Below are 21,653 nucleotides of genomic sequence, written 5' to 3'. Positions count from 1 at the left end.
CTATGAATCTTACCTATAAGAATGATCAGGAGCTGGAGGGCGAATTAATCGGGGTGCGGAGAAATCTGCACCGGGAGCCTGAGCTGGCCTATGAGGAGTTCAGAACAACAGAGAAGCTGCGGGCCTGGCTGACAGCTGCTCACATACATATTCTAGACCTGCCATTAGCAACCGGACTGATTGCCGAAATCGGACAAGGCGACGGGCCAATAGTTGCTATACGCTGTGATATTGATGCACTGCCGATTGAGGAGCAGACAGGCTTGTCTTATGCCTCTGAGTTACCGGGAAAAATGCATGCCTGCGGCCATGACTTCCACACCGCAGTTATATTGGGAGCTGCCTTGCTGCTGAAAGCCCGTGAGGATGAATTGCCGGGACGGGTCAGAATCCTGTTCCAGCCGGCGGAAGAGACAGGTCACGGGGCGGAAAGTGTACTGGAATCCGGAGGTTTGAAGGATGTAGCTGCCATATTTGGACTGCATAATTCACCGGAGCTGCCTACAGGTACGTTTGGTACAAGATCAGGACCATTGACGGCAGGCGTAGACCGGTTCGAGATCAAGGTAAAAGGCGTTGGCGCCCATGCCGCTACACCGGAAAAAGGGGTAGACACTATTGTAACTGCGGCGCAGATTATTACCATGCTACAGACAGTGGTAAGCCGCCAGAGCAGCGCAATCGAGCCGGTTGTGTTAAGTGTTACCAGAATTAACGGCGGCTTCACCTGGAACGTAATTCCTGAGCTGGTTGAACTGGAAGGGACAGTGCGGACTTACAATGAGGGGATCCGCCGTGATATTCCGCTTCAGATGACGCGTATCATCGAAGGCATTGCGGCAGCAGCCGGTGCTGAGGCGAAACTGCTCTGGTATCCGGGGCCGCCGGCAACAGTGAACCATGCAGAATGGGCTGATTTTACGAAGCAGGTCGCTTCGGATACAGGATATAAGGTTGAGGATATTCCGCTGCAGATGGGCGGAGAGGATTTCGCACTGTATCTGCAGCAGATTCCCGGCGCATTTGTTAATATCGGGGCAGGTCCGGGCTATGCGCTGCATCACCCGCAGTTTGATGTAGATGAGGCGGCAATCCTGCCTGCGGCTAAGTATTTTGCAGCGTTGGCAGAACAGGCACTGGAGAAGCTGCAAGCATAAGGGGGAATGAACATGATTGAAATAAGAAATGTGCACAAAACATTCACCCGGAAAGGGATCGCGATTGAAGCCCTGAAGGGAATCAGCCTGAAGGTTGAAAAGGGCGACATCTTCGGCGTTATCGGCTACAGCGGAGCCGGCAAAAGCACGCTAATCCGCCTGGTCAATTACCTGGAGCGGCCAACTGAAGGCCAGGTGCTGGTCGATGGACATGATCTTGGGGCTTACAGCGTTAAAGAGCTGCGTGCAGCCAAGAAAAATATCGGCATGATCTTTCAGCATTTCAACCTGCTGGAATCCAAGAAGGTGTTCGATAACGTTGCGATCCCGCTTGTCCTGCTGAAAAAGAGCAAAGAGGAGATCCGCAAGCGGGTAACAGAGCTGCTGGAATTCGTTGGATTAAGCGACAAGGCTGGAAGCTACCCGAATGAATTGTCCGGCGGACAGAAGCAGCGTGTGGGAATTGCCAGAGCGCTTGCCTCCAATCCGTCCATTCTCCTCTGTGATGAAGCAACCTCTGCCCTGGACCCGCAGACCACCCGTTCGATTCTGCAGCTGCTGAAGCGGGTCAATGCGGAATACAACATTACCGTGATGATCATTACACATGAAATGTCGGTCATCCAGGAGATTTGCAACAAGGTGGCGGTGATGGAGGAAGGACGGATCATCGAGCAAGGCAGCGTACTGGATGTATTCGGGCATCCGCAGCATCTCACCACACAGAATTTTGTAAAAACCGTCATTCAAAATACCATAACACCTAGTGTGCAAAAAACCATAAAAACCGGAACCGGCAGCCGGATCTGCAAGCTGAATTTTGTCGGAGCCACCACCACTGAACCGCTGCTCTATGAGATGATCCGTGCGAACGAGGTCAAGGTCAACATTTTATTCGCGAATACAACTGAGATTCAGGAGAAGACACTCGGAACTGTGATTATTCAGCTGGATGGTGAGGGAGCAGAGATGAATAAGGCAGTCTCGTTCCTGAAAAGCAATGGAGTAGACGTAGAGGAGGTGGACCCGCATGTTCTCGACTACAGTAACCGGTGAGCAGTTTTTAACGGCTTTTATTGAAACCATTCAAATGGTGGGTATATCCCTGTTTTTCGGTTCCCTGCTCGGGGTTCCCATCGGGATTCTGCTTGTAATTACCCGTCCGGGCGGCATATTGGAGAACAAGGCAGCCTATACCCTGCTTAATCCGGTCATTAATATCGTTCGCTCGCTGCCTTTTATCATCCTGCTGGTGGCCATTATTCCGCTAACAAGGGCAATTGTGTCTACTTCGATTGGGACAGCAGCTGCAATTGTACCGCTGATCATCTACATTGCTCCTTACATCGGACGGCTGGTTGAGAACTCCCTGCTTGAAGTGAACCCGGGAATTCTCGAAGCCGCCGAGTCCATGGGCTCTACCCCGTTTCAGGTGATCTGGCATTTCCTGCTGCCTGAGGCGTTCGCATCCTTGATTCTGTCGTTAACGACAGCGACGATCGGTCTGATCGGGGCAACGGCAATGGCCGGGACGGTCGGCGGCGGCGGGGTCGGCGATTTGGCTATCGTATACGGTTACCAGCGGTTCGACACCGTTGTTGTGGTAGCCACAGTCATTATCCTTATTATTCTGGTACAGGGCATTCAATCGTTAGGCAACACACTGGCGCGCAAAATTCGCCGTCACTAAACACTACATATACTTGGAGGTAGCCGGCAGATGAGTAATTGGAGTAAGCAGGACCGTTTCAGAGCCTTATTATCCGGAGAGCGGACAGATCGTCCGATTGTCAGCGGATGGCGCCATTTTATCGATAAGGAACAGACTGCAGAGGATTTGGCGGCAACGACCATTTCCTTCACGAAGCAATATGATTGGGACTGGGTCAAAATCAATCCGAGAGCAACCTATCTGGCTGAAGCGTGGGGTAACCAGTATGATTTTGCAGATTATCAGACCGTATTCCCCCGGCAAAAGACAACCGTAATCCCGGCGGCGGAGAATCTGTGGGAGCTTGAAGTGAAGAAAGCGGCGGACACGGCTGTGTTCCAGGAGCACTTGGAGGCCGTTAAGCAGATACGCCTGGGATTACCGGATACGCCGCTGATTCAGACTGTATTCTCACCGCTGACGGTGCTGCTGTTTATCGTAGGCCGCTCCGCATATGTAACCAAGACGGTGTTTGGCATCGAGCAGCCGGTGACACTGGAATCATTGTTCAAAGAGCACCGGGCGGCGGCGCATCATGCACTGCATGTGATCTCGTTAACGCTGGCCGACTATGTAAAAGAGCTGCAGCACGCGGGCTCCGACGGCTTGTTCTACGCAGTGACTGGTACAGCGCATCCGGGTTTGTTCGATGAAGCGATGTTCGATGAGCTGTCCAGACCTTATGATTCCATCGTCTTGGAAGCCGCAAGCTATGGCAAAAACATCCTGCATACCTGCGGAGCCTATTCGCAGCCGGAGAAATTCAACGATTACCGGATCGACGGCATCAGCTGGGATACCGTTGCCGAAGGCAATCCGGGTCTCGGAGCCAACCTGAAAGCTACTAAAGTAGGCGGAGTCGATCATGGCCTGTTCGCCGTGAACGATATAACGCAGATCAGGCAGCAGGCTAAAGATGCTTTAACTTTGATGAAGGACCAGCCGTTTATTCTCTCGCCAAACTGTGCGATCCCCCTGAACGTAACAGATGAGGCGTTAGTACAATTTAAAAACATAGTATTGGAATAGGAGATGAGGGTAATGAAGAAATTATTATTGGTTATGCTGATTGGTGTTATGGCGGTGCTGACAGCCTGCGGCAATAAGGATGCGGAGAGCGCAGGAGAAGACAAGAAGGAAATCACCGTCGGATTTGGTGTGGGAACCTATGAAGAGCAATTCCGCCAGTCGATTCTGCCGATTCTGGAGGAGCAGGGCTACAAGGTGGATATCAAAACCTTCTCGCAGAACATGCAGGTTAACCCGGCAATGAAGGAAGGCTCGATTGATGCAAGTATTTTCCAGAGTACAGCTTACATGGAAGCTATTAATGAAGAAATCGGTGCAGACATGACGGGAATTGCTTATGTTCCGGGAGCTCCGCAGGGCCTGTATTCCGTGAATCATACGACGCTCGATGATGTAAAAGACGGTACAACGGTTGCTGTTCCGAATGACCCGGTTAACCAGGAGCGCGCGCTGCGGATTCTGGAGGAGCTGGGCTGGATCAAAATCAAGGAAGGCGCCGGTGTAGCGGACTTCAACATCAACAGCATGGAGCCGGACAAATTCAATATTGATATCAAAATCCTCGACCCGGCACAGATTCTGGTTTCCCTGCAGGATGTGGACTACGGTGTAGTTAACGGTAACTACATTGCCAACTCGCCGGACAGAAAGATTACGGATGCGCTGAAAATCGAGAACACGCCTATGCAGCACAGAATTATTGTGTCGGTTAACAAAAAGGATGAGAACACCCAGTGGGCTAAGGATCTGAAGGCGGCTTATGAGTCGCCGGTGTTCGAGGAATACATCAAGGGACTTGAGAAATATGACGGCTTCATTCTGCCGGAAGCATGGGACAACAACTAAGAAAGGGAAGTGGATGTAAGTGGCACAGAAGCAGATTCATTTTATCGGCGGCGGACAGATGGCGGAAGCCATGATCCGAGCTTGTATCGCTAATAACACCCTGTCGGCAGATGAGATCAGTGTAACAGATGTGAATGAAGCGCGCCTTCAGCTGCTGAGTGATAAATATAAGGTAAATACGGGCAGTTCACAGGAGCATGGCCTGTCTGCAGCTTCCATTATTGTGATTGCCGTTCGTCCGCAGGATGATCTGGCTGTGCTTGGCCAGCTTGTACAGCAGCACGCTGCACCTGCTGCTACAATCGTTTCGATTGTGGCAGGGGTGACGATTGCGCAGCTTGGCGGTTATTTTGGGGCAGAACGTCCGATTGTCCGGGTCATTCCGAACACCTTGACGGATACAGGCTACGGCTATAGCGGTGTTGCCTTGAATACTCATGCTGCGCGGGATCAGGTGGAAGAATTCCTGCTCGGCTTCGGCAAGGTTCAATATCTGGACGAGGGCTATATTGATATCTTCACCGGCTACGGTGTGGCCGGACCGAACTATATCTATTATTTCATCGAATCCCTTGTAGATGCCGGTGTGCTGGCCGGACTTCCGCGGGAGCAGGCGTGGAATGTAGCGCTGGAGAATATGCTGGGTGCAGTCACGATGCTGCGGCAGACCGGCATGCATCCGCGGCAGCTGCTCGATATTAACAATTCACCCGGCGGAGTCGGCATGCACGGCTTGTATGAGCTGAATAACAGTGACTTCGCAGCCGGACTGCAGCGCAGCGTACTTGCAGCCGTTAAGCGGACCACGGAGCTGGGAGTGAAGAAATAATGGCTACCATCACCTGGGACCATCTGGTACATTATGTGAACGACCTGGATCAGCCGGTCGAAAGCTTCCGGGAGCACGGGCTGGTTGCCTTCAGAGGAGGCGCCCATAAAGCGTGGGGAACGTATAATTCCTTAAGCTACTTCGGGCTCACCTACATCGAGTTCCTGGCTATTGAGAATCTGGAGCTGGCGAAGGCCACAGAGCACAATGTCGTAGTACGGGATGCGGTTCGGCTTCTGCCTGAGCATGAAGCTTTAAGCAGAGTTGTACTCCGGACGGATGATATAGATGCTGTAGCAGCTTCCCTGCACGCGGCAGGCTTGTCTTTGTCGCCGATCATCGATGGCAAACGTCTGGATAACGCCGGTAGACTGATTGAGTGGCGGATGATGACAATTGACGGTGATTTTGCCGGACTCGCCTATCCGTTTATCATCCAGTGGAATGGAACCGATGAGGAGCGGCTTGCTAATATGACGGCCTCCGGCATCATTCAGCCTCACCCCGCAGGAGCAGTCGAGATCGTGAGCGCGGTATTCCGCGTCTCCGATCCGGCAGCGGCCGCCAGCCATTGGAGCACCTTATTCGGACTGCCGGTTACAGAGTCAGAGGACGGCAAATTCAGCCTGAAGGCTGGAGCGCAGTCGTTTGATTTTGTGCAGGGGGATGAGAATGAGTTCAAACAGGTTATTTTTGCAGCAGAGTCAGCAGCATTGAAAGGCAAGACCATTCAGGTGGGCGAAGGTGAATATGTATTCACCTGATCACAGCTGATAGCAATAAGGGAGGGCCTCTGGACTATGTTCCGGGGGCTTTTTTGCGCAGACAGAGAGTGTTAGAAGGAAAATGTAATCGAAATGAAACGAAATACCGTAATTTGTTCTATATAATGGCATAGATGGATGGTTGTCGCAGGTATCATGTTAACACCGCAAGCGTGCTGGAAGTAGTTTAAGTGTAGTTTGTACATCTATATCCGGTGACAATCGGGCGTGGGCAGCTTTAAGTGTATTTGGTGCAACTAAAATAGGGGATTTCGCGTAAATGTACCCTTTTCCAGAAGAATAAGTGTATGGAGTGCATCTAAATGCTGGATTGGCAGAAATATGGGCGTTTTAGTTGTATAGAGTGCAGTTAAGTCGATTGACCAGGGAAGAGCATGTTGCTGCAGGGACAGAGGATTAGTGATCAAGCTTTTTATAGGAGGTAATTAGAAATTATGAAATCTAAAACTAGTAAGTGGATAACGGCAGGCTTGTCTGCGGCTTTAATTTTGGCTTTAAGCACGGTAACTGCAAAGGCTGCGGGAGGCAAAAGTTTCTCTGGAGCACCCGAATTCAATCGGCAAATTGTGAAGCAGCAGATTCCGGTTATTTTTGAGCCTGGAACATACTTGACCTATGATGCTGAGCTGAATCCCACTGTAACCTATGACACGAGCGCCGCTGACCACGCCGGGGATAAAAGCCAATCCCGTTCAGCGCAACCGGAAGTGCCGGACATTGACGGAAGGGCTGCGGAAGATGCGTTCTTTAAGGCCGTAGCGGAGTCCGTGAAGCATCTGCCGGTCGTTGATCTCGGATATGGGCTCCCGGCTCCATCGCCGGGTACTGTAGTGATATATGGCTCAGACGGTCATATCAACCGGGTCTATGTAGATGAAAAAATCGCTTCCCGGCCAACGCCCGCAGCAGCACTGAAAGATTATTTTCTGGGCTGTGATACGGTGCGGTTTGAAGGTGCGATATTATGGGCAGAGGGAATTCTAAGATGAGTCTTAATCTGGTACCGCTGAGAATACCTTCAGGATGGAAGGTTAATCTGAATGATTTCACAGAGTCTTTCCCTGAAAGGTTTACCGATGATAACTATGAACACCGCTGGGAATTCAAAGAGGATATATTACAGCTTGAAAGCGACCATAAGAAAAGAGTACTAGATCTCGGGTGGTATCCTGAATTCGATACAAATGGCCAGTATACGCTAATGCTGGTTGATGTTAGTGAGGAGAACGGGGAAGGATCGTTTTATTGGAATAAACTAATAGAATATAAATCGAGAAACATTGAAGAGATAAGAATAAAGATTGAGGAGTTTCTGAGGACGTAAAAATTATTGGGCGAACGAAAGGAGCACCAAACATGAATATCCAGGGGATCAATCACTTTTGCTTTTCCGTCGCAGATTTGGACCGGTCTATAACCTTCTATTCGGAGGTGTTCGGGGCCCGGATTTTGGTTAAAGGAAGGAAGCTGGCTTATTTCGATCTGAACGGGCTGTGGATCGCACTCAATCAGGAAGAGGTGGGGCGGGAGCGGGATAATCGGACATACACGCATATCGCTTTTACCATTGATAATGCTGACTATGAGACTCTGCTGAATAAGCTGAAGGAGCTGCATGTTGAGGTACTGCCGGGGCGGGAAAGGGATGCCAGAGACAAGGACTCTATCTACTTTTATGATCCGGATGGACATCTGTTCGAGTTTCATACAGGTACCTTGCAGGACAGGCTGGACTATTACCGTGCGGAGAAGGAGCATATGATTTTTTATGAAGGAAGTTAAGCCAAAAGAGGCTGCGATCGTATTCAGTTCATTTTCGTTTATTTGCGTAGCCGTTCTGTTTGCCCTTACTGTCTATGACGTAGTCACGCTTCAAGATTTGCTGTCTTTTGCTGATCTGTCAACAATCGTATGGAGCACCCTCACATCTTCACTCGGCCTGCTGTTGTTCGGAGTCATTCTGACCCTTATTACTCCTGCCAATAACATAGACGATACGAATAAAAGCTATCAAAATCACTCGGTACCCGTTATTCTTGCCTTTATGCTGGCCGGAGCTTTGTTTGAGGAGCTGTTGTTCCGGGGCATTGTTCAGAATCTGCTGTACGTTTATACGGGGAACCAATGGGCTTCCATTCTCATTACGGCTTTGCTGTTTGTAGCGATTCATGTTCAATATTATAAGAAACCGCTGATGCTGATCAATATCGCTGTTCCGGGCCTCGTTTTTGGCTGGGTCTATGCATTGACGGGTAATTTATTGGTTCCCTTTGTGGCGCATTTTGTGATGAACGCAGGTATAACCTTATTATTCAAATACAATGTAATCCGGCTGAAAAAATAGCTTCATCCGTTCCGGAAGGGGAACATGTCGCAATAATCCGGCTGCAATGTCGCAAAAGTACATGGAACCGGTGTGTAAAGGTAGAGTATACTCAACCTTATAAATCTGATAATGAAAATCATTATCACATAAATAGGGGGAGTCAGCATGAACAGAGCAACAAAGAGGCAGTCATCATCACTATTAATGGTATGGATGCTGGCGCTGGTACTAGTACTTACGGCTTGCGGTACTAATGGAGGGAACGCAAATTCGGGCAATGCTGCACAGTCACCTGCTGCGTCGGCTGAGCCGTCTCCGGCATCTGAAACACAGGCACCGGCAACACCGGAGACACAGACTGCAGCGGCTTTTCCCGTTACCATCAAGCATATGAAGGGCGAATATACGCTGAATGAGAAGCCCAAAGTTATTGCTGCGCTGGATGTAAAATTCGTCGATCAATTGGTAGCGCTTGGCGAGCAGCCTGCAGGCAGTGTGGTTGCCGGAGCAAAGGGAGCAACGTTCCCGGAATATCTGATGGATCAGCTGAACGATGTACAGGTCCTTGGCACACGGGATGAGCCTAATCTGGAAGCAATCGTAGCGCTGAAGCCGGATCTGATTCTGATGACCGACTTCCAGGAAGAGGCATATGAGAGTGTCAGCAAAATAGCGCCAACAATCGTGCTCGACTTCTACGAGGACTGGCGGGATACGCTGGCGACGATCGGTAAAATAACAGGTAAGCAGACTGAGGCAGTGGCTGTGCAGCAGGCTTACGAGGACAAAATTGTCGGTCTGCGGGAGCAGCTGGCAGCGAAGCTTGGTAATGATACGGTAGCGCTGATTCGTCCAAGACCGGAAGGGATTCGTGTGCACGGGCCGGAGCACCGGACTGGCAGCATTCTTTATGAGGATCTGGGACTGAATGCCCCTGAATTTGTTAAAGCCATTACGGAGGATACCTCCGTTGAGATTTCCATGGAGACTGTTGCTGATATCGGAGCGGACCGCTATTTCCTGCTGTCGGATGATCTGTTTGCCAAGGACGCAGCGGAGCTGGCGAACAGTCCGGTCTGGAAGTCAATGGATGCCGTCAAAAACAACCGGGCCTACGATGTGAATGCAACACTCTGGATCGCTTACTATGGTCCGATTGCCATTAACATTATTGTGGATCAGGCTGCGGAAGCACTGCTGGGAGCGAATTAATATGGATAGCTATCTGTCGTCTGCCTCCTGGAAGCAAATGACGGAAGATTACCGTATACTGCCCGGCAAACCGCCTGCAGACAGTGCCCGTACGATTGCGTTGAGCCAACTGCATGACGAAGCTGCATGCCGTGAATATATTAGCTGGCTCAAAGACTATATCGGTGCGCCGGATATGCAGGTTGCCGCTTCTATGCTTGCCAAACGTATCGGCTATCTGTGGATTGCTCCGCTGCTGTCGGCGATGACCTTTCATAACCGTAAAGTCTCATTTTCTATGGATAAAAGCTTTCTCTATCATCCGGATTTATCTGCCGGCCAAGGAGATACCCGCTTCCCGTTTCTGGCTTTAGACGGGCTGCGCACAACGGCTGCAACGCTGGACAACAGGCCAGTATGGCGGGAAGAGGCGGTTAAGGAGATTTTTGCGGTACACCTTGCCCCGCTGATGCAGACCCTTTCCGCTATAGGCCCTGTCTCCATGGCGATACTCTGGGAGAATATTATGGTGCGCATTGCCCCGCTGTATGCTCCCGGTTCAGAAGAATCCGGGCAAGAACAGCAGCGGATGCGTGAGGATTTTACTTATCTGACCCGGACTGCGCCGGGACACGCATTTAACATGAGACGTAATCCGTTTACCCGGTTTACAGAGAATAACGGCAGAATTCAGGTTGCGAGGCGCAAACGCAGCACCTGCTGCTTTTATTACCGGATGTCCGGGGAATATTGTGTAAAGTGTCCGAAGATTGACAATGAGAATAAATCTCAATTAAAATGACAAAGAGCAACAGGATGCTATTGTCAGGAGATGAGAGAGATGCCGCTGCAGGACCAGGCAAGTATATGGAGTGATTTGGCAATCAAAACGCTTGACGTGAGCAGCGGTACTGTACCGCCGGGCGGCGTTCTGAGCAATAAGGACCTGACTGCCAATCTGCTTCTGCTGGCAGGAGGGGGGCAGGGAAGGCTTGTGATGAACGGTGAGGATTGCCGTATCCAGGCCTTTTTTGCCTGCCATGCTGATAAAGGCTCAGCCTTTACTCTGACTGCCGGAGCAGAAAGCATTCATTATACCGTTATTACCTATAAGGCTATGCAAATGTCTGGAGCCGAACCGGTATTGCTCCCGCCGCGTAATCACCCGCTGTACTCTTCATTTGTTCACCCTCTGGAGGTTCCGGCAGGACTGCACCAGACGGCAGAAGAAATCGAAGCGAAGTGGAGCAGAGGCGAAGGAGTGGAGCGATTTCATGTTAATGCTCTGCTGCAAGGCATGCTGTACGAGCTGATGATGGAGGTTGAGCGCGGCCGTGGCGGTGCCGGTCCGGATATGGTGGATGTAGTAACTGCCTATATTGCGGGACATTATCGCCGGGAGCTGGAGCTTAAGGAGCTGGCCGCGCTGGCCGGCTGCAGTGCAAGGCAGCTGCAGCGGCGGTTCAAGCAGGAGAAGCTGATCGGACCGATGGAATATGTGATCCGGCTGCGGATGGAGAGCGCACAGCGGATGCTGCGCCACACCGATGCTCCGATCAGTGAAATCGCTGAAAGAACAGGCTATCGTGATATGTATTATTTCAGCAGGGCCTTTAAGAAATATTTCGGTGTGCCTCCGCAGCTGTACCGGCGCACTGCCGCTTATGGAGCCGGGGCGCTTCCGGTATACAGCGGGCTGAGTGAACGTTGTGCTTCCTCCTATGAGTCACTGCAAGGCCCGGTAATCCGCCATATGCGGGGAGAATATGGGTTCACCGTTGCTCCAAGGCGCGTCGCCGTGCTCGACGTGCAGTATGCCGACCATCTTCTGGCTCTGAATGTGACTCCGGCAGGAAGTGTCGGCACAGGCAGCAGTGCTTCACTTCAATTCCCCCAGTATATAAGGGACAGGCTTACAGCCACACAAATGACCGGAAGCTATGAACACCCGGATCTGGAAGCGGTTGGACAGCTGCAGCCTGAACTTATAGTCTGTACAGAGGTGCACGCCCCACATTATGAACGGCTAAGCCGTATCGCTCCAACTCTGATGTTCAGACGGAATGAGAGCTGGCAGACGATATTACGCCTGTTCGGCATTATAACGGATAAACAGGCGAGGGCAGAGGCCATTATTGCGGATTACCACCGCCGGACGGCTGTACTGTCAGGAGAGCTGGCAGAGGTGCTGGCCGGGCAGAGTGTGGCCCTGATCCGCCCGCGTGAGTCGCTGGTACGGGTTCACACCGCATCGCACCGCACTGGTGCTGTATTGTACCGGGATCTGGGGCTGCCTGCTCCGCTTTTTGTGGCGGATACTTCCGATACAGCATACCATATCCCGGTGGATAGACTGCCAGCGGTGCATGCCGATCATTATTTTCTGCTCAGCAGCGAGCCGTTACAGGCTGAGGTATCTGCGACAGAGCAGAGTGCCCGGGTTATGCTCCGTGCAGACGAGCAGCCGCAGATTTATGCGGTGGATGCGGCTACCTGGATCGGGTGCTACGGACCGACGGGAATCAATTATATCGTAGACCAGGTGGAAGGTATGTTACTGGCCTGAGCAGAACAAGCAGTGAGGAATTCTAGTTTTTCTTATTCGAATGGGATAAAGCTCTTGTGGGTTCACAAGGGCTTTTTGCTGCGGATTATTCCATTGCTCTAGTCTATTATTTTTTTAAAAAATATACTATATTTACCAAATATATGGTATTATGATAGTGACATCCGGTTTATTTCGCTATAGAAAACAGTTCTATGGAAGGGGGGGACTCGGATTTTTTTTCGGTCTAATCGTTTGGTTTTTTGATAGCGTTTGCATGCTGCATAACCACAAATGATATGGAGGTTTTGACATGCTGGCCAAAATGAAAAAATGCGGGTTGTACGGTTTGGCTCTTCTCTTGCTGGCTTCGGCTGCTGTGACCGGATGGAGTGCAAAGGCAACTGCAGCTACCCCTATTACCTCAGATTTCAGATCTCTGTCGTCTTCACAAATCATCAGCGAAATGGGCGCCGGTTGGAACCTGGGCAATCAGCTGGAGGCCTCTATCAACGGGACTCCAAGTGAAACGGCGTGGGGCAATCCCGTTGTTACCCAGGAACTGATCAAGAAGGTGAAGGCAGCGGGCTTCAAAACAATTCGCATCCCCGTCTCATACCTGAGTCACATTGGAAGCGCACCTAACTATACGATAAATACGACTTGGCTGAACCGGGTAAAGACGGTTGTCGATTATGCCTATAACGAAGGGCTGTACGTGGTCATTAATATTCACGGGGACGGATATAATTCCGTTCAGGGCGGCTGGCTGCTGGTGAACAGCGGCAATCAGACGGCCATCAAAGAGAAATACAAGCTTGTGTGGCAGCAGATTGCCAATAAGTTTGTTGGCTATGACGAACGGCTTATTTTTGAGTCGATGAACGAGGTGTTTGACGGCAATTATGGCAATCCGAATGCGGCTTACTACGCCAACCTGAACGCTTACAATCAAATTTTTGTAGATACGGTCAGACAAACCAGCGGCAACAACAGCGCCAGATGGCTGCTGATTCCGGGCTGGAATACGAATATTGATTACACGGCAGGCAATTATGGCTTTGTTCTGCCGACGGATACGTACCGCTCCTCAACCATCCCAAGCTCGGAGAAAAGAATCATGATTTCCGCACATTACTACTCCCCGTGGGATTTTGCAGGTGAAGAATCAGGAACGATCACGCAGTGGGGGGCTACGGCCACCAATCCGTCCAAGAAATCAACTTGGGGTCAGGAGGATTATCTGAATTCCCAGCTCCAAGCTATGTACAATAAATTTGTGACCCAAGGATATCCGGTTGTGCTCGGCGAGTTCGGTTCTATTGATAAAACGGCCTATGACTCCAGCAATAATGTGTACCGTGCAGCATTTGCCAAAGCCGTAACAGCAGCAGCGAAAAAATACGGCGCAGTACCGGTCTACTGGGACAATGGGTACAACGGCCAGCATGGCTTTGGTCTGTTCAACCGTACGAATAACACGGTAACGCAGCAAGGAATTATCAATGCAATAATGCAAGGCATGCAATAAACCTTAAAATGATATTAAAACGGCGTAGACCTGAAATGGGGCTGCGCCGTTTTTGATGTTAGCGTCAGGGTAAGCCGGGACACTCGGAAACTTAGAGCTTTTGAACGTTATGGTTATTTATATTTAGATGGAACTATCTAATAATAATGGGGATAAAATCCGATAATCAAGAAGATATCTATAAAAATAAGTATTTATATCCAATACACATACATAAGAAATTAAATTATGCCGGGGAGGGGGACCGTTACCTATGATGATTCTGAGGCTGTGCAATACAGCGTATACATGGATTTTGAAACCCAAAACGGCTTCTTGATTAAAAACCGCGACAGCGACAGAATGCTGGATTTAAGAGCCAAAAATTTGGCAGAACTGGCGGATCTGTTGGCGAAGTGAAGATGTAAAGGGAAAAGCTCCTGTGGCTGTCACTGGAGCTTTTTTGTTGTGGGTTATTTGGTTGGAGGGTAACGTTTGGGGTTGTCTGTCTGCCCTATTAGCGATTTGCTGTTATGTCAGGTCTTTGTCTTCGTGCAGATTGCGGTTTCTTGTGTACATAGTTATCACCCAGTTTGTTTAATTATTGGGGTAAGCTGTCTTCTGATTAGTCCTATTTAATAAATAGTCGGTACTTGTCTGATGAAAATCAGCCAGCTTAATCAGAATGCCCGTGGGAATATCCACATCCCCGCGTTCATAATTACTGTAGATACGCTGGCTGCATTGTAAGATTTCGGCCATTTGAGTTTGCGTCATGTCTTTGTCTTCACGCAGATTACGGATACGTCGATACATCTGAAGCACCTCCAGAGCAAGCATAGTTTTGAGAATGCATTGAATTCTTTGCGAAGGGAGGAGCGGAAGGTAATACGGGAGAGATGCCGATTGAAATAGTAAAAACTTAAGACTTAAAGGATAACTATAAATGTTGCTGAGCCGGATGTGATCAAATCACCCTGGTTTTTTTGTTGTCTAGGCATTTTATGGCAGGGGAAAAGTAGATTATTGTAGAAATATTGAGAATGGTGGTAGTAGGTCTACTATACATAACTAATGAGAAGCTAGAGGTGTAGGATTCAATGCTGGAACAAATCTTTGGATACTTTAAGACTCAGCCAGGATGGTCACTTGTGATTACCGTTGTATGTACTGCCTTAGTGTGGTTATACAAAGAATTTAAAATCATGTTAGAGACGGACCAAAGAAGCAAGTTAACGCTACTTCAGAAAAAAATAGATCTGTACTGCGTCGTAGAAGCAGCTGCAGCTCAGGTTATTAGCAGGCAAAGTGATCCGGCTGCAATTCAATATTTGTATACAAAGCTGGGTGAATCCAGCGGTTATTTCACACCGGACATCCGCAAAATGATCAGAGATTATTATGAACGCGCAGATATTTCTATTTTGCGGACATTAATGACTTTTATCAATGTTGAGACTGCAAAGCTGGATAAGGAAAAGAATAAGCTTCTTGCGCTAGATGGATCTGCTGATGTTTTTGATACCGTGTCCCGCTTGTTTAGACCGCTGAAGCCGATTTCTGCTTTGTTTATCGCTATTTTAATAGCTCTTGGGTTCTCAATTAATGCCCTTCAAGAAGATAAGTATATTGATAGAATCTGTTGGCTAATTGCCTTTTCCTCAACATTATTGAGCTTAGGTTTGTTAATGGTGCTGATTTCCTTATTTATGAATAATACCTTAAGAATTAAAGGAGCCTATAGAATAAGCTTAACTGTTGTAATGATAACTTCTCCAGTATTATGTTTGATTGAAGTAAGGTTAGCAATGTTTGTCTTTATAATACAAATGATTGCTACGGTTTTGTTTGTAAAAAGTAAGAAGAATGATGTGGTAGTGGTAAGTTGAATTATAGTTATTAAGTATGAGATTCAAGAAAATCAATCAATAAAGATGCTGCTGCCAAATTGGTGGGAGCTTTTTTGTTTTGGAATGGCAAACCGAAAAAGAATCAAAAAGGATATGGCGAACCATTTCCGTTTGGAAGAAAAATACTTTTAGAGCCTAACTCGGTGTATGATATAAAAAGCAGGGAATTTATGTTAGATGGAGGGTTCAGCTTATGGCAGAAAAGAAAATTGGAGCAAGCGATTATCTGGCGTTAGGCTTGTATGCTTTTGCAGGCTTTGGTCTTGAAGTTGTTCTGGCGATGGTTTTGCCTGCGCTATTCGGCGTTAGCGGTTCAGAATATTCTCTTATTCATCATTGTATACACTGGGTGCTTACATGCATTTTGTGGGGGAGTATGACACTGTTGCTAATAAAGCTTTCGAGGAAGAAGTACTCCTTTGACCTTATGAAGCTAAATGAAACGCCGGACTCCAAGGGATGGCTGCTTGCGGTTGTAATCTCTGTCTTAGCCATTACAGCTACGACTATAGTATGGGGCGGCTTTAAGCCGGTTCAAGAATACAATGGGATCGTTGAATTCATTTTTCAAAATGTTTATTACTTGTTTGAAGCTGCCTTGATCCTGCTAACGATTGCTTTTGGACAAAAATTCGGTGAGATGCTCGTAAAAAGAGGCGGTCTGCCGTATGGAGGGATTTTTCTTGCGCTCACCTGGGGACTCATACACATTTTGCTCCAGGGAGGCCAAACAGGGGTCTATGCTTTCTTCATGTCAATTCTATATGGCCTTATATACATAATGTTAAAAAAGAACATCCGGTACTCTTATATGATGATTGCTATTGTATTTATTTTATAAGCGGATATTTCATGTACTTCCATTAGCATCAAAGAAACAAGCTCCTGTGGTTATCGCAAGGGCTTGTTTTGCCGTGGATAATTACCGGGCGAGGGAGTGCAAGAGAAACGCTCTTTGGGTGTGACAGAGAAACAATAATATGATACGGTAGAAATACCTGAGAGTGAAGATAACACAGAAGAAGAGAATACATACGGCTCAAATGCAACAAACAAACGAAACGGCTGGTGAACATATTCAAGCAGAACAATTTGGTTTCGGATATATCTATCGTTTGACATGTTACTCTTAGTAACTTTAGCCAGCAACGATAGTGTATCTTTTTTACATAAGGATTGGTGGCTGTCAAAATGACTAATGTAATCATGATCATTCAAATCCTAAGCTTCTTTTTTATTTTTCAGTCCATTTCACGTTATCCTTTTACGGTCAAAGAAAGTTCAGCTTGGCTGGCCGTATTTGTAATCATAGGCTTTGTCTCTACACAGTTTATCGGGGTATGGGGCGCGATTACGCTGTTTTTCTGTTTTGTGGTCATTTCCTATTTCAAGAATCAGAGAACCTTTACTGCATTAGGTGTATTTTACGGAGCTTATGCCTTGGTAGTGAATTCGTTCATCGGTTATCTTGCAGCAGATCCAATTACAGGCCTGGTCGGATTTATCTTCAAACAATCATCTGCGAATATTGAATATTTACCGTATCTGTTCACAGCGATGGCGCCGCCCATTATCAATGAAATCGCTCTTCGATTGGTGCGCCACTATGTTCCGCAGCTCAATAAAGAAATTCTGCAGGCATCCAGCACAATCATTCTGCTGCCGGTCATTCTTCTTTTGGTCATTATTCTTCTTTCCGTGTATCCGATTCTGACCATTGGCAATGAGACGGGGGCCTTCAGTTCCTTTCATAGAACCTTACTTATAGGAATGTGGCTGCTCTTTGTTGTTGCCTTGCTGTATATGCAGTTTCAATATAATCATATCCAGAAAAGAGAAGTTGAAAAATCCAGAAATGAGCGGCTGGTCCAGCTTAAGGATTATGCAGATCAGCTCGAAAAAATATATGATGAATTCAGAGGCTTTCGTCATGACTATGCCAACATTCTGTTGACCCTGGAGGAAGGGATATACCTGGAGGATTGGGAGCAGGTCAAGCAGGTATATGATCAGACCGTCAAGCCTACCGGGCTATTGATGCGTAAGAATGAGTACAGCTTACTCAAGCTGCGTAACATGCATGTATCAGAGGTCAAAAGCATTCTGGCTGCCAAAATGATAATGGCCCAGCAAATGAAAATTGATGTGGCATTAGAAATGGAAGAGCCCATTCATTTGATTCAGATGGAACTGATTTCTTTTACGCGGATTCTCTCGATACTATTGGATAATGCAATAGAAGCAGCAGCTCAGACGGATGAGGCGAAAATGTGGATTGTGTTATTAGAAGACACTGCCGTTCAACGGATTAAAATAATGAATAACAGCGCGGAGAAGGTTAATATACGTCATTTGGGGGAGCGGGGATATTCGACCAAAGGAAAGGGGCGCGGCCTGGGTTTATACAACGTGCAGCAAATGATAAAGGAAATGAAGTTCGCATCGCTTGAAACAGAGGCCCAGCCGCGCATGTTCTCTCAAACGCTTATTCTAAGAAAGGCTGGAGAACAAAATGAACATTTACATACTAGAGGATAACCTGATCCAGCAGCAGCGGCTGGAACGCATCATTAAGACCTTGGCGCTGAAGCATCGGATTACTTACCGGAGTTTATTTTCAACTGCAAAACCTGATCATTTGCTGGAGAAAATTGCGGATGCAGCCGACCATCAATTGTATTTTCTCGATTTGGAGATCAAGCATGAGGAACAAAAAGGGCTGGCTATCGCTAAGGAGATTAGAAGCAGGGACGCTTACGGCACGATTGTATTTGTAACCACACATTCCGAGCTTGCACCGGTAACGTTTGAATATCGTGTAGCTGCTTTGGATTTTATTGAAAAAGAATTACAAGAAGCTGATTTTGTTCGTAAAGTCGAAGAGTGTCTGTTAATTGCCAATTCAAGAAGAACGATCCCAGTGAGTTCCGATACCTTTTCTTTCGAGAATAAATACACCAGCTTTCAAATCCCGTTTTCTGATATTCTTTTCTTCGAAACGATGGAAATTGCTCATAAAATAAGATTGGTTACTAAGACCAAGGTTCTTGATTTTTATGCTGAATTAAATGAGATTGCAGATCAGGATAAACGGCTCTTCCGTTGCCATCGGGCGTTTGTAGTTAATTTGGCCAATATCAGGTCTGTTGATAAAAAGAACAAATGGATCTGGTTTGATCACAACGAGAGCTGTCTGGTTTCAAGGCGGCTGCTGAAGGAAACGCTTGAAAAGATGGAAGCCATAAGACAATCATAACTTAAAGTGCCGGTAAGCTGTTATATACATAGCTGCCGGCACTTTTTGTGTTGGGATCCAGAGTACCGTTTATGAAGGTTAAGGGACTGTTGGTGATGTAGCTATCTTGAACCGGGGATAAAAGCCTTATGCTGGAATGGCAGCAGACAGACAACATCCCATAAGGAGCGAGAGTCATGGAATCCATAATCCAGATCAATCACTTGTCAAAGGAATACAAAGGAACTGAAATTGTCTCAGATGTAACTATGCACATTGAAAAAGGTGAGATCTACGGGTTCTTGGGACCCAATGGTGCAGGGAAAACAACAATAATGAAAATGATTCTGAATTTGCTGAAGCCGACATCAGGCGAGGTTGTGGTGCTGAATCAGACTGTTACGCCAACGTCTTATCAATACTTGCGGCATATCGGCAGCATCATCGAATATCCCGTTTTTTTTGACCGGAAAACAGCCATCGAGAACCTGAATGTTCACTGCGCGTACACTCAGTATCATGAGGAGAACCGCATTCTTGAGGTGCTGGAGACGGTAGGCTTAAAAGAAGCCGGGAACAAAAAAGTACATCAGTTCTCGCTTGGGATGAAGCAGCGCCTGGGAATTGCCAGAGCCATTCTTACCAAACCGGAAATTCTGATTTTGGATGAGCCGATTAATGGTTTGGACCCTGTGGGGATCAGAGATATCCGTATGCTATTGCTGGAGCTGAAGAATAACTACGGGATGACCATTCTGCTCTCCAGCCATATTATTTCAGAGATTGAGTCTATTGCGGATACGATTGGAATTATTAATCATGGACATTTCATCAAGGAAGTCAAGATGAGTGACATCCGAAGAGAAAATGCTAACCTTGAAGAGTATTTTCTGAATATTATTAATGGAGGCAAATAACATGTTCAGATTAATGAAGATCGAATGGAAGAGAAATAACCTGGCGGGATATGGGATAAGGGCTGTGATTTGTATGATTATTATTTTTGGAATGGTAGCAGGAATGGCGCTACTGTCAAATGTTCAGGAGGAACCGATGTTTATGGATTTTACAGCCTTCATGTCATTGGCTAACATTTTTGTCCGCATTACCTTTGTTGTTTTTTCAGGCATTCTTATTTCCAGACTGGTGATTGATGAGTATAAGGAGAAAACGATTCAATTGCTGTTCACATATCCTTTACCGCGCAAAAAAATGATGCAAGCAAAGCTAATGATTGTGTTCGGCTTCTGCTTCTTCGGTGTAGTGATCTCTACCTTCATCATTGAGGTGTTGACCGTCTTATTGAATCCCAATATGCATTTTTTCGAAACAGCAGCGTCAAAGGAAGATGTAGCAGCTACCCTCCCATCCCTTCTTATTGCTTCCTTAATGACAGCAGGCTTAAGTCTTATTCCGTTGTCTTTTGGTATGCATAAAAAATCTACTGCCACCACAATCACCAGCTCCGTAATCCTGGGAATTCTGCTGAATTCTATGGTTTCAGATGGAAGCCGTTCAGTATCCATGTTTCAATTTATCGGTGTACCTGTCGTTTTTTGCCTGCTGGGATTGGCTATCGCTTACCTGTCGTACAGGATGATTGATAGAAAGGATGTTGTATAAGCTATGAAATCAAATAAGTGGATTTGGATAGTGATGGTGCTGGTTCTGGCGGGAATTCTAGTTATCGGCTTGCAGGGCAGATCGCAGGATTTTGTGCTCACGCAACAGATTCCGGCTCAGGATATTAAGAGCATTGAGCTCAAAGGTGATTCCTGGAATCTTGTGGTGGAGGAGTCAAAGGACAATCAAGTCCATGTAGACATTAAGGGAAAGCAGACGGACAAGAACAAGGCTCCTGTTACAGTGACTAGCCAGTCCGGCAGATTGGTCATTCAGCAGGGTAAGCAAATAGGAGGGGCGTTCTCCGCCTTTTCTTTTCATAAGCAGGGGATGATCACGGTCTTTATTCCTAAAAGTACAGTGGAACAGGTCAGTATGATTAATAATGAAGGAGACATCAAGATCCGGGCGCTGGTCACCCATAGTGTGCTCATTGAAAATAAAGCTGGCAGTATGCACTTAAATCAGGTGGAAGCAGACTCGGGCGATTTTAATCTAACAGAAGGGGACCTGAATGTTAAGGACAGCTCTTTTGAGCGGATTGATGTAGCTGGCAGGGGGAACGATCTTTATTTTACCAATGTGATCAGTTCAGTCATGAGTCTGTATACCCAAAGCGGCGAAATCGTTCTTAGCGGGGTAGAAGAAACAGGGGAGACGAGAGTCGAAACGAAATCCGGGGACATTCAGGTTCATTATCTAACCGTTCCAGCCAGCTTGAAATTGGCAGTGGAAAATGGCAAAGGTGATACAACGGTCCGTCTGGATAATCTCATAACAACGGAGAATACCAACAAGAAGGTTGATGGAACTATTGGCTTAGGGGAGAATTCCTTATATGTTAAAAGTGACTCAGGAAGCATTGGTGTAAGGTAGAACCGCTAAGGAGAGGCTTTGAATAACGCGAGGTGCGCTAACAAGCCTGTCTCCTTATCTATTATGCGCGTTCATGAACG

22 protein-coding genes and 1 pseudogene are annotated in these 21,653 nt (G+C 47.4%); 22 read left to right on the top strand and 1 reads right to left on the bottom strand.

The features are described from left to right. Positions 1-2 precede the first annotated feature (2 nt). The 15 genes from BN3772_RS18615 to BN3772_RS18545 all read left to right on the top strand — a co-directional run bounded on the left by BN3772_RS18615 (position 3) and on the right by BN3772_RS18545 (position 13,950). Complete coding sequence (locus tag BN3772_RS18615) at positions 3-1,157, top strand: amidohydrolase (RefSeq protein WP_042201295.1); 1,155 nt, start codon at positions 3-5, stop codon at positions 1,155-1,157. Between the two features lie 12 nt (positions 1,158-1,169). Continuing rightward, the gene (locus tag BN3772_RS18610; RefSeq protein ID WP_042201294.1) at positions 1,170-2,213 is read left to right on the top strand and encodes a methionine ABC transporter ATP-binding protein; all 1,044 of its coding nucleotides are present in this window, start codon (positions 1,170-1,172) and stop codon (positions 2,211-2,213) included. Continuing rightward, positions 2,188-2,847, top strand: coding sequence for a methionine ABC transporter permease (locus BN3772_RS18605; RefSeq protein ID WP_042201293.1), 660 nt, complete (start codon positions 2,188-2,190; stop codon positions 2,845-2,847). The genes BN3772_RS18610 and BN3772_RS18605 overlap by 26 nt, the downstream gene beginning before the upstream one ends. 30 nt (positions 2,848-2,877) lie before the next feature. Further along, positions 2,878-3,897 (top strand): uroporphyrinogen decarboxylase family protein, encoded by a 1,020-nt coding sequence (locus tag BN3772_RS18600; RefSeq protein ID WP_042201292.1) that lies wholly within the window; start codon positions 2,878-2,880, stop codon positions 3,895-3,897. A 12-nt stretch (positions 3,898-3,909) separates the two neighbouring features. Beyond that, the gene (locus BN3772_RS18595; protein WP_042201291.1) at positions 3,910-4,743 is read left to right on the top strand and encodes a MetQ/NlpA family ABC transporter substrate-binding protein; all 834 of its coding nucleotides are present in this window, start codon (positions 3,910-3,912) and stop codon (positions 4,741-4,743) included. A gap of 19 nt (positions 4,744-4,762) precedes the next feature. Then, positions 4,763-5,572, top strand: coding sequence for a pyrroline-5-carboxylate reductase (proC, locus tag BN3772_RS18590; RefSeq protein WP_086074647.1), 810 nt, complete (start codon positions 4,763-4,765; stop codon positions 5,570-5,572). After that, on the top strand, positions 5,572-6,336 hold the full coding sequence (locus BN3772_RS18585) for a VOC family protein (protein ID WP_042201289.1): 765 nt from the start codon (positions 5,572-5,574) through the stop codon (positions 6,334-6,336). The genes proC and BN3772_RS18585 overlap by 1 nt, the downstream gene beginning before the upstream one ends. 455 nt (positions 6,337-6,791) lie before the next feature. Next, the gene (locus BN3772_RS18580; protein WP_042201287.1) at positions 6,792-7,346 is read left to right on the top strand and encodes a hypothetical protein; all 555 of its coding nucleotides are present in this window, start codon (positions 6,792-6,794) and stop codon (positions 7,344-7,346) included. Then, positions 7,343-7,681, top strand: a complete 339-nt coding sequence (locus BN3772_RS18575) for a hypothetical protein (protein WP_052380582.1) — start codon at positions 7,343-7,345, stop codon at positions 7,679-7,681. The genes BN3772_RS18580 and BN3772_RS18575 overlap by 4 nt, the downstream gene beginning before the upstream one ends. A gap of 32 nt (positions 7,682-7,713) precedes the next feature. Then, entirely contained in the window at positions 7,714-8,139 is a 426-nt protein-coding gene (fosB, locus tag BN3772_RS18570) for a metallothiol transferase FosB (RefSeq protein WP_042201283.1), read from the top strand. Next, positions 8,126-8,701 (top strand): CPBP family intramembrane glutamic endopeptidase, encoded by a 576-nt coding sequence (locus BN3772_RS18565; protein ID WP_042201282.1) that lies wholly within the window; start codon positions 8,126-8,128, stop codon positions 8,699-8,701. The genes fosB and BN3772_RS18565 overlap by 14 nt, the downstream gene beginning before the upstream one ends. 147 nt (positions 8,702-8,848) lie before the next feature. Beyond that, entirely contained in the window at positions 8,849-9,895 is a 1,047-nt protein-coding gene (locus tag BN3772_RS18560; RefSeq protein ID WP_042201280.1) for an ABC transporter substrate-binding protein, read from the top strand. A 1-nt stretch (position 9,896) separates the two neighbouring features. After that, on the top strand, positions 9,897-10,676 hold the full coding sequence (locus tag BN3772_RS18555; RefSeq protein WP_042201279.1) for an IucA/IucC family C-terminal-domain containing protein: 780 nt from the start codon (positions 9,897-9,899) through the stop codon (positions 10,674-10,676). A gap of 39 nt (positions 10,677-10,715) precedes the next feature. Further along, positions 10,716-12,440, top strand: coding sequence for a helix-turn-helix domain-containing protein (locus BN3772_RS18550; RefSeq protein ID WP_042201277.1), 1,725 nt, complete (start codon positions 10,716-10,718; stop codon positions 12,438-12,440). Between the two features lie 292 nt (positions 12,441-12,732). Next, entirely contained in the window at positions 12,733-13,950 is a 1,218-nt protein-coding gene (locus tag BN3772_RS18545) for a glycoside hydrolase family 5 protein (protein ID WP_209443669.1), read from the top strand. 576 nt (positions 13,951-14,526) lie between these two features. Here the strand turns inward: BN3772_RS18545 and BN3772_RS18540 are convergent. Next, positions 14,527-14,745 (bottom strand): helix-turn-helix domain-containing protein, encoded by a 219-nt coding sequence (locus tag BN3772_RS18540; RefSeq protein ID WP_042201276.1) that lies wholly within the window; start codon positions 14,743-14,745, stop codon positions 14,527-14,529. Between the two features lie 284 nt (positions 14,746-15,029). Between BN3772_RS18540 and BN3772_RS18535 the strand changes: the two genes are divergently transcribed. The 7 genes and pseudogenes from BN3772_RS18535 (at position 15,030) to BN3772_RS18505 (ending at position 21,573) form a co-directional block, all read left to right on the top strand. Further along, the gene (locus tag BN3772_RS18535) at positions 15,030-15,818 is read left to right on the top strand and encodes a hypothetical protein (RefSeq protein WP_042201274.1); all 789 of its coding nucleotides are present in this window, start codon (positions 15,030-15,032) and stop codon (positions 15,816-15,818) included. 214 nt (positions 15,819-16,032) lie between these two features. Next, the gene (locus tag BN3772_RS18530) at positions 16,033-16,680 is read left to right on the top strand and encodes a hypothetical protein (RefSeq protein WP_042201273.1); all 648 of its coding nucleotides are present in this window, start codon (positions 16,033-16,035) and stop codon (positions 16,678-16,680) included. A 350-nt stretch (positions 16,681-17,030) separates the two neighbouring features. After that, the gene (locus BN3772_RS18525) at positions 17,031-18,377 is read left to right on the top strand and encodes a sensor histidine kinase (RefSeq protein ID WP_042201271.1); all 1,347 of its coding nucleotides are present in this window, start codon (positions 17,031-17,033) and stop codon (positions 18,375-18,377) included. Further along, positions 18,352-19,095 (top strand): response regulator transcription factor, encoded by a 744-nt coding sequence (locus BN3772_RS18520; RefSeq protein WP_042201269.1) that lies wholly within the window; start codon positions 18,352-18,354, stop codon positions 19,093-19,095. Before BN3772_RS18525 ends, BN3772_RS18520 begins: the two co-directional genes overlap by 26 nt. 176 nt (positions 19,096-19,271) lie before the next feature. Then, a pseudogene (locus tag BN3772_RS18515) lies at positions 19,272-19,958 on the top strand (ABC transporter ATP-binding protein); the annotation flags it as partial. Between the two features lie 34 nt (positions 19,959-19,992). Next, positions 19,993-20,697, top strand: coding sequence for an ABC transporter permease (locus tag BN3772_RS18510; protein ID WP_042201266.1), 705 nt, complete (start codon positions 19,993-19,995; stop codon positions 20,695-20,697). A 3-nt stretch (positions 20,698-20,700) separates the two neighbouring features. Further along, a complete protein-coding gene (locus BN3772_RS18505) occupies positions 20,701-21,573 on the top strand; it encodes a DUF4097 family beta strand repeat-containing protein (RefSeq protein ID WP_042201265.1) in 873 nt (290 codons plus the stop codon). The last annotated feature ends 80 nt before the right edge of the window (positions 21,574-21,653 follow it).

The sequence above is a fragment of the Paenibacillus camerounensis genome, from assembly GCF_000723885.1.
GTDB lineage: Bacteria > Bacillota > Bacilli > Paenibacillales > Paenibacillaceae > Paenibacillus_AQ > Paenibacillus_AQ camerounensis.
The sequence above is the reverse complement of the archived record's forward strand: the minus strand, read 5'-3'. Positions and strand labels throughout refer to the sequence as shown.

Bases quoted from the DNA above. Each gene is read 5' to 3' on its own strand.
- BN3772_RS18615 (WP_042201295.1), top strand. From the start codon at position 3: ATGAATCTTACCTATAAGAATGATCAGGAGCTGGAGGGCGAATTAATC.
- BN3772_RS18610 (WP_042201294.1), top strand. From the start codon at position 1,170: ATGATTGAAATAAGAAATGTGCACAAAACATTCACCCGGAAAGGGATC.
- BN3772_RS18605 (WP_042201293.1), top strand. From the start codon at position 2,188: ATGTTCTCGACTACAGTAACCGGTGAGCAGTTTTTAACGGCTTTTATT.
- BN3772_RS18600 (WP_042201292.1), top strand. From the start codon at position 2,878: ATGAGTAATTGGAGTAAGCAGGACCGTTTCAGAGCCTTATTATCCGGA.
- BN3772_RS18595 (WP_042201291.1), top strand. From the start codon at position 3,910: ATGAAGAAATTATTATTGGTTATGCTGATTGGTGTTATGGCGGTGCTG.
- BN3772_RS18585 (WP_042201289.1), top strand. From the start codon at position 5,572: ATGGCTACCATCACCTGGGACCATCTGGTACATTATGTGAACGACCTG.
- BN3772_RS18580 (WP_042201287.1), top strand. From the start codon at position 6,792: ATGAAATCTAAAACTAGTAAGTGGATAACGGCAGGCTTGTCTGCGGCT.
- BN3772_RS18575 (WP_052380582.1), top strand. From the start codon at position 7,343: ATGAGTCTTAATCTGGTACCGCTGAGAATACCTTCAGGATGGAAGGTT.
- fosB (WP_042201283.1), top strand. From the start codon at position 7,714: ATGAATATCCAGGGGATCAATCACTTTTGCTTTTCCGTCGCAGATTTG.
- BN3772_RS18565 (WP_042201282.1), top strand. From the start codon at position 8,126: ATGAAGGAAGTTAAGCCAAAAGAGGCTGCGATCGTATTCAGTTCATTT.
- BN3772_RS18560 (WP_042201280.1), top strand. From the start codon at position 8,849: ATGAACAGAGCAACAAAGAGGCAGTCATCATCACTATTAATGGTATGG.
- BN3772_RS18555 (WP_042201279.1), top strand. From the start codon at position 9,897: ATGGATAGCTATCTGTCGTCTGCCTCCTGGAAGCAAATGACGGAAGAT.
- BN3772_RS18550 (WP_042201277.1), top strand. From the start codon at position 10,716: ATGCCGCTGCAGGACCAGGCAAGTATATGGAGTGATTTGGCAATCAAA.
- BN3772_RS18545 (WP_209443669.1), top strand. From the start codon at position 12,733: ATGCTGGCCAAAATGAAAAAATGCGGGTTGTACGGTTTGGCTCTTCTC.
- BN3772_RS18540 (WP_042201276.1), bottom strand. From the start codon at position 14,745: ATGTATCGACGTATCCGTAATCTGCGTGAAGACAAAGACATGACGCAA.
- BN3772_RS18535 (WP_042201274.1), top strand. From the start codon at position 15,030: ATGCTGGAACAAATCTTTGGATACTTTAAGACTCAGCCAGGATGGTCA.
- BN3772_RS18530 (WP_042201273.1), top strand. From the start codon at position 16,033: ATGGCAGAAAAGAAAATTGGAGCAAGCGATTATCTGGCGTTAGGCTTG.
- BN3772_RS18525 (WP_042201271.1), top strand. From the start codon at position 17,031: ATGACTAATGTAATCATGATCATTCAAATCCTAAGCTTCTTTTTTATT.
- BN3772_RS18520 (WP_042201269.1), top strand. From the start codon at position 18,352: ATGAACATTTACATACTAGAGGATAACCTGATCCAGCAGCAGCGGCTG.
- BN3772_RS18510 (WP_042201266.1), top strand. From the start codon at position 19,993: ATGTTCAGATTAATGAAGATCGAATGGAAGAGAAATAACCTGGCGGGA.
- BN3772_RS18505 (WP_042201265.1), top strand. From the start codon at position 20,701: ATGAAATCAAATAAGTGGATTTGGATAGTGATGGTGCTGGTTCTGGCG.